Origin of the sequence: Dorea longicatena (assembly GCF_025150085.1) — a bacterium.
Taxonomy (GTDB): Bacteria; Bacillota; Clostridia; order Lachnospirales; family Lachnospiraceae; genus Dorea_A; species Dorea_A longicatena.
In genome coordinates this window covers 2,799,257-2,816,452 of record NZ_CP102280.1, presented here as the reverse complement: position 1 = coordinate 2,816,452, position 17,196 = coordinate 2,799,257, and the positions used below count along the sequence as shown (strand labels likewise).

The following is a 17,196-nucleotide window of genomic DNA, read 5'->3' as shown; positions in this document are numbered from 1 at the left end:
ACGTTTTGTCGAAAAAAAAAGGAATTCGTATTGACTTTTAAGTAGTCAAATATTAAGAATAAATTTACAGAAAATGTTTACACAATGGTAAAAAGCTACTATAATGGAAACACTGAAATAAAAAGGAGGCGATAAGATGGCACAGATTACAAAAGACATGACATTTGGTGAGCTGCTTTCCAAATACTATTCTACATGTCCAAAGCTTGTTGACGATCTGATGGAAGCAGGAATGGGTTGCATCGGATGCCCACATTCTCAGATGGAATCTATCGAAGAAGGCGCTATGGGACATGGAATCGATCCAGACCTTTTAGTTGCAAAGTTAAATGCAACACTGGAAGCAAGCCAGGCATAATATAAAATGAGTATAAAAAAGCTCTACGGGGAATTATCCCGTAGAGCTTTTTTAGTATACCAGAGTATGCAGATTAAATATTCGCAAGCTGCTGAACCGCATTCCCGGAAAGGAATGTCTCACAGTGCTCTTCTAAAAATGCAAATGTTGCACCGGATGCACTTTCTAATGCACCGTATTCGGATAACATATTACAGATACGGTTAAAATCTGCGGTGGAATGGTCTGACTGTGCAAGTGCCAGCAGATACATCTCTTCCTGATCATCTTTGTATAATGTATTGGAACCGTGGTACATTGGAGCCAGCAGATGAGCGGCCTTCAGTACATTCTCCATTACAGGGAAAGAAAAGAGCCGGATATTGTTACCGGAATCCTTCTTATCTGTATTATCATCTGAAGTCTCAGAAGCTGCTTTTGCAGTCTGTGCTGCCTGTGCTTCAAAAGATTCCTGAACCTTTCCGAGCAGATCAAGTAAACCTTCTGCTCCTTCCAGCTTGCCTGGAGTATTCTTCTTCTTGGCGTCAGCTATGGAAGAAGGTGCAAATTTTGAAAATCTAGTATCGAGTTCTTCTGGGTCCTCGACTTTCGTAATTATCAGCACGATCGAATCTGCAGAAGGGATAGCCTCGATCATAAGAGGAATATCTTCTGCTTCAAAACCAAATTCGAAGGCTGCCTGTTGCATCATATCGCGGAAAAGTGATTTGGCTTTCTCGGTTCCGTATGCCAGTTCACTGAGCTGTAACTGACGGTCAGCAAGATCGGCACGTGTCAGAGTACAACGGATCTGGTTGTCACTGATTTTTTCAATCTTCATAATCATCACTTCCTTCTAAAATAGTATATCATACAAAATGTTGGATGTTCAATAAATTTAATATAAACAAAGTGGAATATAAAAATAAAAAAGACTTGATTCTTCAAAATGAATCGGATATAATGGCCCTACTGGAAGATAGTTTTCCCTGATAACTGTGTTATTAGAACATCAGGAAAAGAATTTCCTGAATTTTATTTCAATTCCACATTCCGGGTGGAATGAATCTATCAATGACAAATCAGATTAATTACAGCCGTTTCAGGCAGATATTTCACGTTAACAATTTATTTTTACAATTACATAATTGCCGGAACTGTTTTCCAGTTATATTTATCAGTTGCTGCATAGAAGGACAGTATTGTATCACAAGCATCTCCCTGACCGTAAAATATGCGTGACAACCACGGTTATCATCCGGTAAAGAGGAGGAAGCAGTATGGGGGAGAAAGAAGAGATGAAAGAGATGTTTCAGGAACTGACTGGTTTTGAAAAGAAAAATATAAGCCTCAGGATCAATGGGGTACCGGCCAGTCCTATGCAGATCGTACAGGCGCATACAATGTGTGAACACCAGTCCTATATGAGGGATTATGTGCTGAATGACAAAGGCGATGTGAAAGAAGTGTGGTTCCAGAATATAACAATTTAATGGAAGAAAATATGTAAATACCCCGCAGATCAGAACGAAAGTTTTGATGAAAATGTCGAAATATAATGACGTGTATCTAACGTTTTGCTATAATGTCTTCTGTAGGAGGTGCAGCATGGAAGACAGAGGAAGAAATAGCCGCACATATAATAACAGAAAAAAAACAAGTGCAAGACCATCCGGAAGACCGGCTTCGCAGAGCAGAAACAGAAGGACATCCGGACAGACGCCTGGAAGAAGACCGACAGGTAGGAGAAGTTCTGCGGACAGAGCGCGCATGAGAAGAAGACGACAGAGAAACCGCATGATCCAGCTTGTCCTGTTAATAATATTAGTAATTGCAGCAATAGCAGGGATTGTTATATGGAAACGATACAGCCCGTCAAAAGAGCAATATGATATGAAGAAATATTATGGAATTGAAAAAGACGGACAGCTTGGAATCACTGTAGATAACAAGGTCGTAGAGGCCAAGGGTAAATTGTCGGACGGAAAGGCTTATGTTGCGTATGATGTCGTAAGAGATTACATTAACAGCCGTTTTTACTGGGATTCGAATGAGAATGTACTGTTGTATATGCTTCCGAAGGATATGATATCGGTAGATGTGGGCAGCAAGGATTATTCGGTATCCAGAGAGAAAAAGAGCGAAGATTACGTCATTTTAAAAACAGAAGGAAACACAGCATATATCGCGTTGGATTTTGTCCAGCAGTACACCAATATTGATTATGAAATGTCAAGTAATCCGGATCATGTAATGATCAGAACCAAATGGGGCAAAACGGATGTGGCAACTGTAAAGAAGAATACACAGGTGCGTTATCAGGGTGGAGTAAAGAGCCCTGTACTGGCAGAACTCAAGAAAAAAGATGAAGTAACAATCATCGAAAGTGAAGAAAACTGGAAGAAGATCCGCACAAAAGAAGGTGTGATCGGATATGTTAAGAACAATACTCTGAAGAATGAAGAGAAGAAGAACATTACAAGAAAATTCGATGAGCAGAACTATTCAAGCATTTCAAAGGATTACACCATTAATATGGCATGGCATAATGTAACAAATCAGGATGCTAATAAGGGAGTGGCACAGAAGATCGCACAGACCAAAGGTCTTACGACACTGGCACCGACATGGGTGCATGTGGCAGATACCAGCGGCAATATTACATCTATTGCATCATCTGATTATGTAAGTTATGCACATCAGCAGAATATCGAAGTGTGGATGACCGTCAGAGACTTTGACGGAGGAATCAGTTCAGAACAGGAATCTTACGAATTGCTTAGTTATACATCAAGACGTGAAACGCTGATCACACAGCTGATCGCTGAAGCGTTGCGTGTTGGGGTAGACGGTATTAATGTAGATTTCGAGAAGATATCTGATAAATGCGGAGAACATTATATAGAATTCATTCGTGAATTATCGGTGAAGTGCAGACAGAATGGTCTGGTATTATCGGTGGACAATTATGTTCCGAAGAGTTTTAATACGCAGTATGACCGTAAGGAGCAGGGAATTGTAGCAGATTATGTAGTGATCATGGGCTATGATGAATATTATGCGGGTTCCCCTGAGGCAGGACCGGTATCCTCATATAATTATGTAAAAGAAGGTATTGAGGAGACATTAAAAGAAGTTCCGGCTAAAAAAGTTATCAGTGGAATTCCGTTCTTTACACGTCTGTGGAAAGAAACACCGAAGACAGAAGAAGAGCTGGCAAGTGAAAAGGGAACAGATGCGGCAGAGTATTCTGTCAATGTAGAAAGTGTGGCATATGGTATGGATAATGCCCAGGCGCAGATTAAGCAGGCTGGGGTTGAGACGACATGGGACAAGAAGGCCGGACAGAATTATGCAACATGGGAAGCAGACGGAGCAAAATACGAGATCTGGCTGGAAGATGCCAAATCCATCGAACCAAAACTTAAGCTCATGCAGAAGTATAAGCTTGCAGGTACCGCTGAGTGGTCTTTGGGACAGGAAAGCACGGATATCTGGAATCTGATTCAAAAATATGTAAATTAATCAAAACTAAATAACAGATAAAATACCTCTTGCAGTCATATAGTAGAATATATGAATTGCAGGAGGTATTTTTATTTGCGAAAAAAAATAGAACTGGCAGTACTGTTACTTTTTCTGGCGGTACTTGTGCTGCTCAGTAAGAATCTGCAAAAACTTGTATCCAGTGGAAATGTAACAGCGAAAAATAAGATAATCGTTCTTGACAGCGGGCACGGCGGGGATGATCCGGGAAAGATCGGTGTGAATCAGGCAAAAGAAAAGGATGTCAATCTTGAGATCGCCAGAAAAATTAAAAAAAGACTGGAGAAAAAAGGCTGGGAAGTTGTAATGACAAGAGAAAAAGATGAGATGCTCGGCGATCCACAGGCCGGAAATAATAAGATCCATGATATGAAAGCAAGAGTAGAGATCATCAATAAAACAATGCCGCAGGCAGCGGTAAGTATACACCAGAACAGTTATCAGGATGAACAGATACGGGGTGCACAGGTCTTTTATTATTCTCATTCGGAAGAAGGAAAGAGAATGGCGGAGCAGATGCAAAAAGCCCTTCTTACAGTGGATGAGACGAATACAAGACAGGCAAAAGCAAATGATACATACTATCTGCTCAAACGTACGGAAGTACCGACGATTATCGTTGAGTGTGGCTTCTTAAGTAATCCGGAAGAGGCCGCGAAGCTGACCGATACGAAGTATCAGAAGAAAATGGCAGATGCAATTACGAAAGGAATCATTGCTTGTGTGGAAAACTAGAGTGTAGTATAATGAAAATCATGAAAACAATAATAGAGAAAATAGATAAAAATCAAAAAAATACAGATATTATAAGAGAAGCAGGACGGATCTTAAAAGAAGGAGGTCTGGTTGCATTTCCCACAGAGACTGTATATGGTCTGGGAGCCGATGCATTGAATGAAGATGCGGCAAAGAAGATATATGCCGCAAAAGGAAGACCGTCCGATAACCCTTTGATCATCCATATCACGAATATGAAAGCACTGGATAAAATTGTCTCAGAAGTTCCGGAGAAAGCTGTTAAAGTTGCAGAAAAATACTGGCCGGGACCGCTTACAATGATCTTTAATAAGAGTGATATTGTGCCGTATGGAACGACGGGAGGTCTTGATACGGTTGCTGTCAGAATGCCGGTAGACGAGATCGCAAGAGAAGTAATAGATGCGGGTGGCGGTTATATCGCCGCACCAAGTGCCAATACATCGGGAAGACCAAGCCCGACGACTGCACAGCATGTGGCAGAGGATCTGACAGGCAGAGTGGATATGATCGTAGACGGTGGTGCTGTGGAGATTGGCGTGGAATCAACGATACTGGATGTGACAGTAGAGCCGCCGATGATCTTAAGACCCGGAGCGATCACAAAAGAAATGTTCGAAGAAGTAATCGGGGAGGTTACAGTTGACCGGACACTGATCAGACCGGACAGCAAACAGGTGCCGAAAGCACCGGGAATGAAGTACCGTCATTATGCACCAAAAGCAGATCTGACGATCATAGAAGGACCGCTTGAAAAAGTAGTAAAAGAGATTAATAAGCGCGCAAAGGAAAAATCCGAAGCAGGCTATAAGGTAGGAGTGATCGGAACAGAAGAAACCGTAGCTGATTACAAATCCGGTGATGTAAAATGTATCGGAACAAGAGCCGATGAGTCTACGATTGCTGCGAATCTGTTCCGGATATTAAGAGAGTTTGATGACGACCAGGTAGATTATATCTACAGTGAGTCGTTTGATACTGCGGGAATCGGAAGTGCGATCATGAACCGTCTTCTGAAGGCTGCAGGACATCATATAGAAAAATTGGTATGATACATTGCACAACAAGGAGGAGAACAATGTCGAAAGTACAGGTTATGGATCATCCGCTGATTCAGCACAAAATCAACTACATCCGCAATGAGGAAGTAGGATCAAAAGAATTCAGAGAAATCGTTGGGGAGATCGCATCATTGATGTGTTATGAAGCAACAAGAGATCTGAAGATGGAAGATGTTAAGATAAAAACACCAATCTGCGAGATGACAGGTAAGCAGTTAAGTGGTAAGAAATTGGCTGTAGTTCCGATCTTAAGAGCAGGCCTTGGAATGGTAGATGGAATGTTAAATATGATCCCATCTGCAAAGGTTGGACATATCGGTCTTTACAGAGATCCGCAGACATACGAACCGGTGGAATATTACTGCAAACTGCCATCTGACTGCGATGAAAGAGAAGTATTTGTCGTAGATCCAATGCTGGCAACCGGTGGATCATGTATAGCAGCACTTCAGATGCTGAAAGATAAAGGTGTAAAGCATCTGCGCTTTATGTGTATCATTGCAGCACCGGAAGGTGTAAAACATCTGCAGGAAGCACATCCGGATGTAGATGTATATATCGGTGCACTGGACGATCATTTGAATGAACATAAATATATCGTTCCGGGACTTGGTGACGCAGGAGACCGTATTTTCGGAACAAAATAGTGACGAGGAGAAACATATGGGAGATAAAAGAAAGGATTATATAAGCTGGGATGAATATTTCATGGGAGTTGCCAAACTTTCGGGAATGCGTTCTAAAGATCCAAATACGCAGGTTGGATGTTGTATAGTCAGTCAGGATAATAAGATTCTGTCAATGGGATATAATGGTCTGCCGACAGGCTGCTCGGACGATGTATTTCCATGGGGAAGAGAAGGGGACGATCCTTTGGAGACCAAATATGTATATACGGTTCACAGTGAGCTGAATGCGATCCTGAATTACCGGGGCGGCAGTCTTGAAGGAGCCAAATTGTATGTATCCTTATTCCCATGCAATGAATGTGCCAAAGCAATCATTCAAAGCGGGATTAAAGAGGTTATCTATGATTGTAATAAATACGAGGGTACAGCTGCGGTAATGGCTTCCATGAAGATGTTTGATGCGGCGGGAGTAAACTATCATAAGTATCACCGCACGGACAGGGAAATTAAGATTTCGTTATAAGATATGAAAAACAGGTTTGGAAAAGGAATTCCGGACCTGTTTTTTTGTATCGCCATGCGTTCGGAAGAAACTGCCGGTGGCGGGTTCTGTAGATACCAAAGTATATAAAAGAGTGGAATAAAGTATGGATAAAAGGACATATAATTAAAAAAAGTAAAAAGAAATAAGAACAATTATGAAGAAATGGGGAACAAAAATTGCAGTAAATTTCCTGGTTCGAGGAATTGTCAGCTTCGCAATCATATTTTTTGTAAACGGATTTCTTGACGGACAGGGGATTTCTGCGTGTGTGGGAATGAATCCTGTCACATTTTTGACATCGGGAATCCTTGGATTTCCTGGGGTTGCCATGCTTTACGGTATAACTTTCTATCAAATTATGTGAACATTGCACAAAGATTAAAAATTTTTAAAAATACCATAGACAAATATAAATTATCAGGTATATAATCAGCCTACAAGTTACGAAGTAGCTTGTATCTGATTTGTAGTTCTAATTGTTAGATTCAAAAGATTCAATGAATTCAGTGCCATATCGGCAAGACGTTTCAGACATTTTTATAATGTATTGAAGGAGGGATAGTATGTGGTAAGCAGAAATCTGGTAATTTGCGACCAGGAAGAGAGATATGCGGCGGCGCTTGCACATTTTTTTATGAAGACCAAGGAATTGGCGCTTGGAGTGCAGGTGTGTAACAGTGTTGCGCAGGCCCTGAGACTGCAGGAGGAATCACCGATTGATATTCTTCTGATCGGCAGCGGTTATCCAAAGGAAGAGCGGCAAAAAGTACGGGCAGAAAGTGTGTTTGTTCTGACACAATCGGAAGACGTGGCACATGAGACGCATGAGAAACTTATTAATAAATATCAGTCCGGAGAGGCCATCTTAAGAGATGTGATCGAACAGTGCCAGGAGTCGGTAGAACCGGGGAATTTCTTTCTTGGCACGGTGAAGAAAGAAAAGGTTCGGATCATCGGAATATTTTCCCCTGTTCATCGAAGCAGGAAGACCGGATATGCATTGAGACTGGGGAAAGATCTGGCCAAAACATATAATGTATTGTATCTGAATCTCGAGATGTATGGAGGTATCGGCGGTCATTTTCCTGAGATTGGACAGACAGTCGCAGATGCACTCTATTATTCGAGACAGGAAAAGAAGCATTTAAGAGCAGCACTTGCGGGTATGGTAAAGCATATGGGGCCGCTTGACTATCTTCTGCCAATGAGGATGTCGGAAGATCTGAAGGCAGTAAAGATAGAAGAATGGATGAGATTCATAGAGCAGATTGCCAGCCAGAGCATATATGAAGTGCTGATATTGGATATCGATGAAGGAATCCGGGGTGTATATGAACTTCTGAGGATGTGTACAGAGATACATGTAGCAGTAATAAAAGAGGAGGTGGCGCAGGCAAAGATGTTCCAGTTTGAAGAGGAGTTACATCTGATGGGATACGATGATGTCAGACATAAGATGATAAAAAAAGAACTGGAAGGATGATAAAGAATGATAGAAGCAGAGCAGCTCCATGCAAGAATCCTGGCCAGATTAGATATGACAAGGGACATGGAGGATGAAGAGCTGACAGAATTGATCTATGAAGTACTTCAGGAAGTCTCACAGGAAGAATATCTGCCGCTTGATCAGAAGACAATGCTTGGAAAAGAACTTTTCAATGCATTCCGGAAACTGGATCTGTTGCAGGAATTTCTGGAAGATGATGATATTACAGAGATTATGATCAATGGAACACAAAATATTTTTATTGAAAAGGCAGGGAGGATATCCCAGTCAGATAAAAGATTCTTGTCGGCGGACAAGCTGGAAGATGTGATCCAGCAGATCGTGGCAGGATCTAACAGACTGGTAAATGAGGCATCACCGATAGTGGATGCCAGACTTGCGGACGGATCTCGTGTAAATGTTGTGCTGCCACCGGTAGCGCTGAACGGACCGATCGTTACAATCCGAAAATTTGCAAAAGAAGTAATTACAATGAATAAACTGATGGAATGGCAGTCAATCAATTCAGAAGTATCGGGATTTCTGGCTTCATTAGTAGCCGCCGGATACAATATATTCATCAGTGGTGGAACCGGATCCGGGAAAACCACATTCTTAAATGCATTATCGCAGTACATTCCAAAAAATGAACGCATCATCACAATTGAAGACAATGCAGAATTGCAGATTCAGAATATAAAGAATCTTGTAAGACTGGAGGCAAGGAACGCGAACGTAGAAGGAACCGGGGAGGTCACGATCAGAGATCTGATCAAATCGGCGCTTCGTATGAGGCCGGACCGTATCATCGTAGGAGAAGTGCGCTCGGCGGAAGCGATTGATATGCTTCAGGCACTTAATACAGGACACGACGGAAGTCTCAGTACGGGGCATGCGAACAGTCCGAAGGACATGATAAGCCGTCTGGAAACTATGGTACTGATGGGAATGGACCTTCCCCTCCCCGCAATTGAGCGTCAGATCGCGTCAGGACTGGATATCATTGTACATCTTGGAAGGCTTCGGGATAAAAGCAGGAAGATGCTGGAAGTAACAGAGGTATTAGGATATTGGGATGGACAGATCCATTTGCAGACGATTTACCGGTATGAAGAGATTCGTAAGGAGGATGAAAATGTAACAGAAAATGAAAAAAAGGATCAGGAAAATAAAGTCCATGGAGAATGGAAAAAAGTTGCGGAACTTTTTCACCGCGAAAAACTTGTGGCAGCAGGATATTACATTTAAAGAACGCACAAAAGCAGGGATGAAGACGGCCGGAATGATCGGCATTACAGCCTGGCTTTATTATCGCAGAGTGTGGGCCGTTATTTTTTTGATACTGCCGGGAATCTGGCTGTACAGGGAATTCCTGGAAGAAGAAAGTAAAAAGAAGGAACAGGAATTTCAAAAACAGTTCCGGGAGATGATACAGACACTGTCGTCGGCGCTTAATACAGGATATTCGGTGGAAAATGCATTTTATGAAACGCAAAAAGAACTTAAGATACAATATCCTGAAGAAGCGAGGATTTCCAGAGAATTACTTCTCATTACAAGGAAATTAAGAATGCATATTCCGGTTGAACAGGTCCTGGAAGAATTTGCAGAGAAGGTTCCGTCAGAGGATGTAAAAAGCTTTGTGACAGTATTTGTAACAGCGAAGAAAAGTGGCGGGGATATGATCGGGATTATCCGTAATACAACGAGTCAGATCGGCGATAAGATAGAGGTAAAAAGAGAGATTGATACACTACTTGCCGCAAAGAAATATGAATTTCAGATCATGTCGATGGTTCCGTATGGGATTATTGCTTATATGTCACTTAGTTTTTCTGATTTCATGGAAGAATTGTATGGGAATGTAACAGGAATAGGGGTGATGACGCTATGTCTCGGAATCTACGTGGGCGCTTATTATCTTGGAGTAAGGCTCCTGAGAATCGACGTATAGTGAAGGCAGCAGGCCTGATCATTGCTTTGGGGATATTAGTGACGGGAGCGGATACGGCATGTTCCCGGATACAGATGACACCATCCATAGAGAGAAATGACTACGGAAAAGGGAAAAAAGTGGAAGAACTGGATGTGGAGATCGGAAATAAAAAGAAAAAGGTCCGGACTTCGGTAGAGGTATCAGAGCGACAGTATTCTGCGAAGGAGGTACAGGAATTATTCTCAAGGATCATCAGGAAAATGGACAGGCTGATATTGGCCGGTAATGAGACATTGGATCGTGTGGATGAGGACCTGGATCTGGTCACAGATATCCCGGGGGAGCCTGTGAAGGTCTCCTGGGAACTGGACCGGTATGACGTAATGGATATCCAGGGCAAACTTAAGGAGCAGAATATCTCTGAAAAAGGAGTTCTTGTAAAACTGAATGCAGTCCTTAACTATACGGCAAACGAAAAAGAGCAGGCTTCTTATCAGTGCGTGGCATGTGTATATCCGAAAAAACTAAGCGGAGAAGAAAGCACAAAAAAGGACGTTGAAGAGGCAATAAAAAAAGCAGATACAGCAACAAAAGAAAAGAAAAAACTAATTCTGCCAGAGATGCTGGGCACAAATGAACTCAGATATTATCAGCCCTTTAATGAACGCGGACCGGTTATAACGGTAATGGGAATGATGATAGGGATACTTCTGTATGCATTACAAAAACAGAATATCCGAAAGGCAGAAGAAGAAAGGAAAAAGCAGATGATCGAAGATTATCCGGAAGTCATCAGCAAACTGACATTGTATCTTGGTGCAGGAATGACGGTAAAGAAAGCATGGAGAAAGATAACCGAAGGATACATGAAGGAAAAAGAAGACGAAAATGAAAGATACGTATATGAAGAAATGAGACAGACCTGCCATGAAATGGACAGCGGCGTAACAGAAGCTGAAGGCTATGAAAATTTTGGAAGACGATGTGATCTGCAGATTTATATAAGGCTAGGAGCACTATTGTCACAAAATTTAAGAAAAGGAACGAAGGGATTATCAGAACTTTTAAAGCTGGAATCCATACAGGCTTTTGAAGAACGGAAGGCGCGGGCGAAAAGACTGGGTGAAGAAGCAGGAACGAAACTGCTTTTGCCAATGTTTCTGATGCTGGTAGTGGTATTGATCATTGTTATAGTCCCGGCTTTTTTGACCATGCAGATATAAAGGATAAGAAAGGAAGAGATGTTATGTGGAGAATACGATATGCATTACAGGTATTAAAAGATGACAGGGGAATCGGAGTAGTGGAAGTGATATTGATCCTGGTGGTTCTCATTGGGCTTGTTATCATCTTCAAATCCCAGCTTACCAGTCTGGTGCAGACAATCTTTGAAAAAATCACCAGTGAAAGTTCGGGAATTTAAGTTATTATGCATTCGAAAGAAGCGGCCGGCTGTAGATTATGCAGATACCGAAGAGTGCAGGAAAAGCGGCCGGATAGGGACTGTTTGAATGGAGAAGTTACAGTCTATCTGACGTTGACTTTTGTTCTGTTTGTTTCTTTGATACTGGCTCTTGTGGAAAGTGCGTCGGTGCAGATGGCAAAGAATTACAGGCGGGCAGATATGAACCGGGCATTGGAATGTGTATTTGCAGAATATCAGAAAGAATTACTGGAAAATTATGACGTATTTGCCATTGATTGCGGTTATGAGACTGGGACTTACACGGAACAGAATATTCTGGATCGTCTTTCTTATTACGATGCAGATATGGAAAATGAGATAGAGCGGATCCAGTTGTTTACAGATAATAGCGGAGAGTTATTTCGTGATCAGGTCGGAAAATACATGAAACATAAGTACGGGATCGCGTGGGCGGATAAATATCTGGGAAATGTCTCTCTCTGGAAGAACCAGGAAGAGAAAGCGGATGAATTTACTGAGGAAGAGGAAAAGCAAAATGATCAGCTTAAGGATCTTTTAGGAGAACAGGAAGCAGAACTTCCGGAAGAGGAAAATCCGATGCAGCATGTAGCAGAATTGAAACGTTCACCAATCTTAGAACTTGTGCTTCCGAAAGATAAGACAATATCGGAGAAACAGATATCATTACAGGAGATGCCGGAAAAAAGAGAAAATCATACCGGATATGGGGCTTTTTCAGATGTGGAACCGGAGGATGGAACGTTGACGTCCGTTTTGCTCGGAGAATATGTGATAGATCATTTTACAGATTTTACCGATGGACCGAAAGGAGGAGAACTTGATTATGAACTGGAATATATTCTGGCGGGCCGGGAAAGTGACAAAGGGAATCTGGAAACGGTGGCAAAGAAGCTTGTGATGTTGAGATTTGTGCCGAATTATATTTATCTTCAGACGAGCAGTACAAAACAGGCGGAAGCAAGGGCTGCAGCCGGAACTTTATGTACACTCCTGGCAGTCCCGGCTGTTACAGAGGCAGCGGCGCAGGGAATCCTGCTTGCCTGGGCATATGGAGAATCTGTTATGGATGTCAGATCACTTTTAGACGGGCAAAAGGCCGCAATTACCAAAGATGATACGAACTGGCAGTTATCGTTGTCCGGTCTTATGAAACTTGGAACAGATGAAGATACAGGAACCGGCATGGATATGCAGGATGGTATGGGATACAAAGACTATATGAGGATGCTCTTATTTCTGGAAGGAAAGGAACGCATGTCTATGCGGGCAATGGGCATCATTGAGAAAAACATGCAGAGCATTTACGGACAGCCGGCGTTCCGGATCGATTACTGTGCAGGAAGAATGGAGATCCGTACAGTGTGTAATCTAAGAAGAGGAATAAAGTATCAGTACCGGACATATTACGGTTATCAGTAGAAAGAATCAGAGAACAAGATGTAATAGTATGAGGCGGATAAAGATGCCCTTTCAGGCATCAAAAATATCCCAAAATTATAATAAAAAAACAAAGAAAGGAGCAGGATTCGCATTATGAGTAACAATTTACTCCCCTCACAACCTATCTGTTATTCAGGCCTTGAAAGGGTATCTTTATCCGTCTCACAACTATTGCGCAGATTTTCCGATGACAGACAGAAAGGAAGCGTGACGGCAGAGGCAGCGGTTGCTGTACCGGTGTTCTTTCTGGCAGTCGTTACGATGTTGTATCTTCTGGAGATGATGGCAGTACATACGGCAGTGAGAAGCGGTCTTCAATATGCAGGAAAAAAAGCAGCTAAAGAAAGTTGTGTGACGCAGATGCTGATGCCGTCAAGGATAGAGAATGATCTGGTGTATGCAGTGGGTGAAGAACGGCTTGGAAGAAGTATTGTAAGAGGCGGGAGCAGTGGAATAGACTGTTCACGGTCGAAGATGTCGGCCCGAACCGGGATCGGTAAATTAACGGCAGAGTATCAGGTAGTCATTCCGGTGCCGCTATTTGGGATTGCTCCGGTAAAATGCAGTGAGAAAATGAAGATAAAGGCGTGGAGCGGATATGAACGGGAAGGGTGGATGGATACGGGAAATGATACGGTGTATGTAACGGAAACAGGACTTGTATATCATAAAGATTATCATTGTTCGCATCTGGATCTGTCGATCCGCATGACTCATTTGGAACTGGTAGAGGGACTTCGCAATGAAAACGGAGGCAAATACTATCCATGTGAACACTGTGTAAAAGGAAACGGGGGAAACATTTATATTACGAATTCGGGAGACCGGTATCACAGTTCGCTGTCGTGCAGTGGTTTAAAACGGACGATATATGCAATACCGATATCGGAGGCGGCAGGAAAGGGGGCCTGTTCCAGATGTGGACAATAAGCAAGGTGCTGGCAATGGCTGTATTAACAGGACTGTCAATGATGGATTATAGAATACGGAAAGTTCCGCGGGATGTACTTCTGCTATGTATGGCAGGGGTGATCATCTATCAGGTACTGACGGGAAATGTAGACTGGAAATTGTCGGTGGCCGGTGGATTAAGCGGCATATTATTTTTATGGATTAGTAAAATTACCAATGAAGCGATTGGGTATGGGGACAGCCTGGCAATTCTGATCCTGGGGATATATCTGGGAATCTGGGGACTTTTGGAAGTGCTTATGACGGCATTTTTCATCCTTGGAATTATCGGATTGATCTGTGTGGTAATAAAAAGAAAAAAGAAAGGACTTGCTTTTCCTTTTTATCCATTTCTGACAGTGGGATATCTGCTTGGGGTATGTATAGGAGGAATCTGAGATGGAGGAAAGAAAGCAAAGGTGGTTAAAGGGTAGTTTTACCGTGGAGATGGCTTTTCTGATACCAATGATATTATTCCTGATCATGGGATGTATAAGGATATCTTTTTATTATCATGACAAGAATATTATTGCAGGAGCCGCATATGAAACGGCGGTTACGGGAAGTACAAAGGTGAGAGAAAAGGATGGAATCAGCGAGAGTGAATTAAATGCGTTATTCAAAGAAAGGGTGGGAAGGAAGTGTATCTTATTTTCAAGAATAAGAGTACAAAGCAGTGTGGGAAAAGATGAAATTAAAGTACAGGCAGCTGCAAGACGAAAGAAAATGGCAATATCTGTAGAAAGCCGTGCAGCGGTGACGGAACCGGAGAAATATATCCGGGATATCAGAAGGATTAAAAAATGAGAAGGATCAGATAATGGAACGAAAGATAACGATAGAAGAACACGTATTATATAAAGAGGATTACCAGATGAAAATGTTAAAAGCAAATTCGCCGGAGGGCTTTTTGCATGTAGGAGGAAGAGGTGTTAATGGCAGCAGTTATTATGATTATGATGTAAGTGGTAAGGTATCAATGCAGGCGATGTATGCCAGAGCGAAATTAAAAGCAGAAGATATAAGGCACTTTATGGAACAGTTAGGAAATGTACTTAAGGAAGCGGAACGTTATCTTCTGGATATTCATTGTATCCTGATGGATCCGGAATACATTTTCTATGAAGAGGGCAGATATTACTTTTGTTATTATCCTTTGGCAAAACAGGATATATGGGAGAAGTTTCATATATTGACGGAGTATATGGTAAAAGTTGCGGATTATCAGGAAGAAGAATGTGTCCGTCTGGCATTTTTATTGCATAAAGAGACAATGGAGGATAATTACAGTCTGGAAAAACTAATTGCAGCATGTGAAGAAAAGAAAAAAGAAGAAACGAAGATTCCGGATATAAGAAAAGAAACGATGATCGATGAATTGCTGGAGGAACGAAGGGAAAAGACATCATATTATGATACCAGAGAACATGACTGGATATCGGAGCAGGAGATGGGGAGTTCGATCATGAGAGAGACGGATAATCTATGGATGCCGGTAAAGCGTTTCCTGAATAAACACAAGAAGTCAAAATGGGGTGACTGGGACGGACTGCATATAGAGGAAGAAGAGCTGTGATAAAATTCAGTTAAATATAGAATAAAATGATTAAGAATTCAGGTAATCTATGTTATACTAAAAGAGACAGAAGATGAACAAAGCGAAAGGTAATGAAGCGTATAAATGAACAAGAATACGATTAAAGCGCCATGTACGATATTACTGGCAGCAGTGAATGTCATTGTATTTCTGGTCCTGTCTTTTCTGGGGATGACAGAAGATGGTGAATTCATGTTGAAGCACGGAGCCATGTATGTTCCATATCTGATACAAAGAGGAGAGTACTACAGGCTATTTTCCAGTATGTTTCTTCACTTTGGGTATGATCATCTTGTCAATAATATGATTGTACTTGTAGCTATGGGATGGAATCTTGAACTTGACATAGGAAAAGTAAAGTTTCTCATTGTGTATTTCGTAAGTGGACTGGCGGGGAATGTTCTGTCGGCATGGTGGGATATACAGACCGGAAGTATGGCTATATCGGCGGGAGCGTCCGGTGCTATCTTTGGGATCATTGGAGCACTTCTGTATGTGGCAATCCGTAACAGAGGACGGATTGGAGACATATCCGGCAGAGGCCTGGTCTTTATGATCGTACTGACATTGTATTATGGATTTACCAGTGGTGGTGTTGATAATATGGCACACATAGGAGGCCTGCTTGCCGGCTTTTTATCAGGAGTTCTTCTCTATCGGAAGCGTAAGGATAAATACCGTACCGGCATATCGTGCTGATCTAAGTGTAATTGTACCGTGATGAGCCTGGATGATGCGGCGTGTGATTGCAAGACCAAGTCCGGTTCCATCAACTTTGTGAGTGATGAATGGTTCAAAGATGTGTTCCTGATCTTCAGGAGCAATACCACAGCCGTTGTCAGAGATTTCGATATGAAGTAAATCTGCATCGGCGGTTACGGACAATGAGATCTGTGGGGAGTGTGCCGGCATATCGTGCTGATCCTGAGAAGGTGATTCGGTACGGACCGCATCAGTGGCATTGCGAAGAAGATTGAGCAGTGCCTGACGAAGTTTTACAGAATCGGCAGATAGAACTGGCAGATCTTCCGGTATGTATGAAGTGAATTCAATATCTGTATCTATAATAGAAGAAGCAAAGGACAGAGCAATTCTGCGGAAAAAGCTGCCGGTACTTAACGGAGCAAGATCCAGCCGTTCACCGTTGTTATAAGAAGACAGATCTTCTAATAACAGTTTCATATATTCGATGTCCTGGTGAAACTCTGACCAGTGAGCGAATTCCAGTACTTCGGGATGTTGTGATTCGATAAGTTGAAGCGTGCTGTAAACGAGGGTCAGAGGATTACGGATTTCGTGACTGATGGTGCTGATATCCATCTGATGAGACTTAAAAATCCGATTAAAAAGTTCTTCTGTTTCAGGATGTTCCTGTATAATCTGTTGTAATTTGTCATGGTCTGTCGATGATAACATAATAACTACCGCCCCTTTCTGAGATATCAGTTTAGCATTGGTGGTTTAAA

General features: G+C 42.0%; 21 protein-coding genes. 19 read left to right on the top strand and 2 right to left on the bottom strand.

What is annotated here, in order from left to right:
* Positions 1 to 136: 136 nt before the first annotated feature.
* A complete protein-coding gene (locus tag NQ508_RS13535; RefSeq protein WP_006427234.1) occupies positions 137 to 358 on the top strand; it encodes a DUF1858 domain-containing protein in 222 nt (73 codons plus the stop codon).
* Between the two features lie 73 nt (positions 359 to 431).
* Here the strand turns inward: NQ508_RS13535 and NQ508_RS13530 are convergent, their stop codons facing one another.
* Positions 432 to 1,178 carry an adaptor protein MecA gene (locus tag NQ508_RS13530; RefSeq protein WP_044920682.1) on the bottom strand — a complete coding sequence of 249 codons (747 nt, stop codon included), beginning with the start codon at positions 1,176 to 1,178 and terminating at the stop codon, positions 432 to 434.
* 439 nt (positions 1,179 to 1,617) lie between these two features.
* Here NQ508_RS13530 and NQ508_RS13525 point away from each other — a divergent pair, with 439 nt between their 5' ends.
* The 18 genes from NQ508_RS13525 (at position 1,618) to NQ508_RS13440 (ending at position 16,429) form a co-directional block, all read left to right on the top strand.
* Positions 1,618 to 1,830, top strand: a complete 213-nt coding sequence (locus NQ508_RS13525; RefSeq protein WP_006428860.1) for a hypothetical protein — start codon at positions 1,618 to 1,620, stop codon at positions 1,828 to 1,830.
* 115 nt (positions 1,831 to 1,945) lie between these two features.
* Positions 1,946 to 3,862, top strand: a complete 1,917-nt coding sequence (locus NQ508_RS13520) for a glycosyl hydrolase family 18 protein (protein ID WP_044920679.1) — start codon at positions 1,946 to 1,948, stop codon at positions 3,860 to 3,862.
* A 75-nt stretch (positions 3,863 to 3,937) separates the two neighbouring features.
* Complete coding sequence (locus NQ508_RS13515; protein ID WP_044920676.1) at positions 3,938 to 4,618, top strand: N-acetylmuramoyl-L-alanine amidase family protein; 681 nt, start codon at positions 3,938 to 3,940, stop codon at positions 4,616 to 4,618.
* Positions 4,619 to 4,638: 20 nt separating this feature from the next.
* The gene (locus NQ508_RS13510) at positions 4,639 to 5,691 is read left to right on the top strand and encodes an L-threonylcarbamoyladenylate synthase (protein ID WP_044920734.1); all 1,053 of its coding nucleotides are present in this window, start codon (positions 4,639 to 4,641) and stop codon (positions 5,689 to 5,691) included.
* Between the two features lie 26 nt (positions 5,692 to 5,717).
* The gene (upp, locus tag NQ508_RS13505; RefSeq protein WP_006428855.1) at positions 5,718 to 6,347 is read left to right on the top strand and encodes a uracil phosphoribosyltransferase; all 630 of its coding nucleotides are present in this window, start codon (positions 5,718 to 5,720) and stop codon (positions 6,345 to 6,347) included.
* Between the two features lie 16 nt (positions 6,348 to 6,363).
* A complete protein-coding gene (locus tag NQ508_RS13500) occupies positions 6,364 to 6,852 on the top strand; it encodes a deoxycytidylate deaminase (protein WP_006428854.1) in 489 nt (162 codons plus the stop codon).
* Positions 6,853 to 7,027: 175 nt separating this feature from the next.
* Positions 7,028 to 7,237, top strand: a complete 210-nt coding sequence (locus NQ508_RS13495; protein WP_006428852.1) for a pro-sigmaK processing inhibitor BofA family protein — start codon at positions 7,028 to 7,030, stop codon at positions 7,235 to 7,237.
* A 201-nt stretch (positions 7,238 to 7,438) separates the two neighbouring features.
* Positions 7,439 to 8,356: a P-loop NTPase family protein gene (locus NQ508_RS13490; protein WP_044920673.1), complete on the top strand. Its 918-nt coding sequence runs from the start codon at positions 7,439 to 7,441 to the stop codon at positions 8,354 to 8,356.
* Positions 8,357 to 8,362: 6 nt separating this feature from the next.
* Positions 8,363 to 9,607 (top strand): CpaF family protein, encoded by a 1,245-nt coding sequence (locus tag NQ508_RS13485; RefSeq protein WP_006428850.1) that lies wholly within the window; start codon positions 8,363 to 8,365, stop codon positions 9,605 to 9,607.
* Positions 9,537 to 10,313 (top strand): type II secretion system F family protein, encoded by a 777-nt coding sequence (locus NQ508_RS13480; RefSeq protein ID WP_006428849.1) that lies wholly within the window; start codon positions 9,537 to 9,539, stop codon positions 10,311 to 10,313. The genes NQ508_RS13485 and NQ508_RS13480 overlap by 71 nt, the downstream gene beginning before the upstream one ends.
* Positions 10,313 to 11,518 (top strand): type II secretion system F family protein, encoded by a 1,206-nt coding sequence (locus tag NQ508_RS13475; RefSeq protein WP_242654804.1) that lies wholly within the window; start codon positions 10,313 to 10,315, stop codon positions 11,516 to 11,518. The genes NQ508_RS13480 and NQ508_RS13475 overlap by 1 nt, the downstream gene beginning before the upstream one ends.
* Positions 11,519 to 11,541: 23 nt before the next feature.
* Positions 11,542 to 11,718, top strand: coding sequence for a Flp1 family type IVb pilin (locus NQ508_RS13470; protein ID WP_006428847.1), 177 nt, complete (start codon positions 11,542 to 11,544; stop codon positions 11,716 to 11,718).
* A gap of 6 nt (positions 11,719 to 11,724) precedes the next feature.
* Entirely contained in the window at positions 11,725 to 13,161 is a 1,437-nt protein-coding gene (locus NQ508_RS13465; protein WP_006428846.1) for a DUF5702 domain-containing protein, read from the top strand.
* A 114-nt stretch (positions 13,162 to 13,275) separates the two neighbouring features.
* Complete coding sequence (locus NQ508_RS13460; RefSeq protein ID WP_006428845.1) at positions 13,276 to 14,112, top strand: TadE/TadG family type IV pilus assembly protein; 837 nt, start codon at positions 13,276 to 13,278, stop codon at positions 14,110 to 14,112.
* Positions 14,100 to 14,531 (top strand): prepilin peptidase, encoded by a 432-nt coding sequence (locus tag NQ508_RS13455; protein ID WP_006428844.1) that lies wholly within the window; start codon positions 14,100 to 14,102, stop codon positions 14,529 to 14,531. The genes NQ508_RS13460 and NQ508_RS13455 overlap by 13 nt, the downstream gene beginning before the upstream one ends.
* A 1-nt stretch (position 14,532) precedes the next feature.
* On the top strand, positions 14,533 to 14,940 hold the full coding sequence (locus NQ508_RS13450; RefSeq protein ID WP_006428843.1) for a TadE family protein: 408 nt from the start codon (positions 14,533 to 14,535) through the stop codon (positions 14,938 to 14,940).
* 13 nt (positions 14,941 to 14,953) lie between these two features.
* Entirely contained in the window at positions 14,954 to 15,709 is a 756-nt protein-coding gene (locus tag NQ508_RS13445) for a DUF6382 domain-containing protein (RefSeq protein ID WP_006428842.1), read from the top strand.
* 105 nt (positions 15,710 to 15,814) lie between these two features.
* On the top strand, positions 15,815 to 16,429 hold the full coding sequence (locus tag NQ508_RS13440; protein ID WP_006428841.1) for a rhomboid family intramembrane serine protease: 615 nt from the start codon (positions 15,815 to 15,817) through the stop codon (positions 16,427 to 16,429).
* On the opposite strand, the gene NQ508_RS13435 is transcribed toward NQ508_RS13440, so the two are convergent.
* Positions 16,370 to 17,146, bottom strand: coding sequence for a sensor histidine kinase (locus NQ508_RS13435; protein WP_006428840.1), 777 nt, complete (start codon positions 17,144 to 17,146; stop codon positions 16,370 to 16,372). The two genes, NQ508_RS13440 and NQ508_RS13435, sit on opposite strands and share 60 nt — an antisense overlap.
* Positions 17,147 to 17,196: the final 50 nt, after the last annotated feature.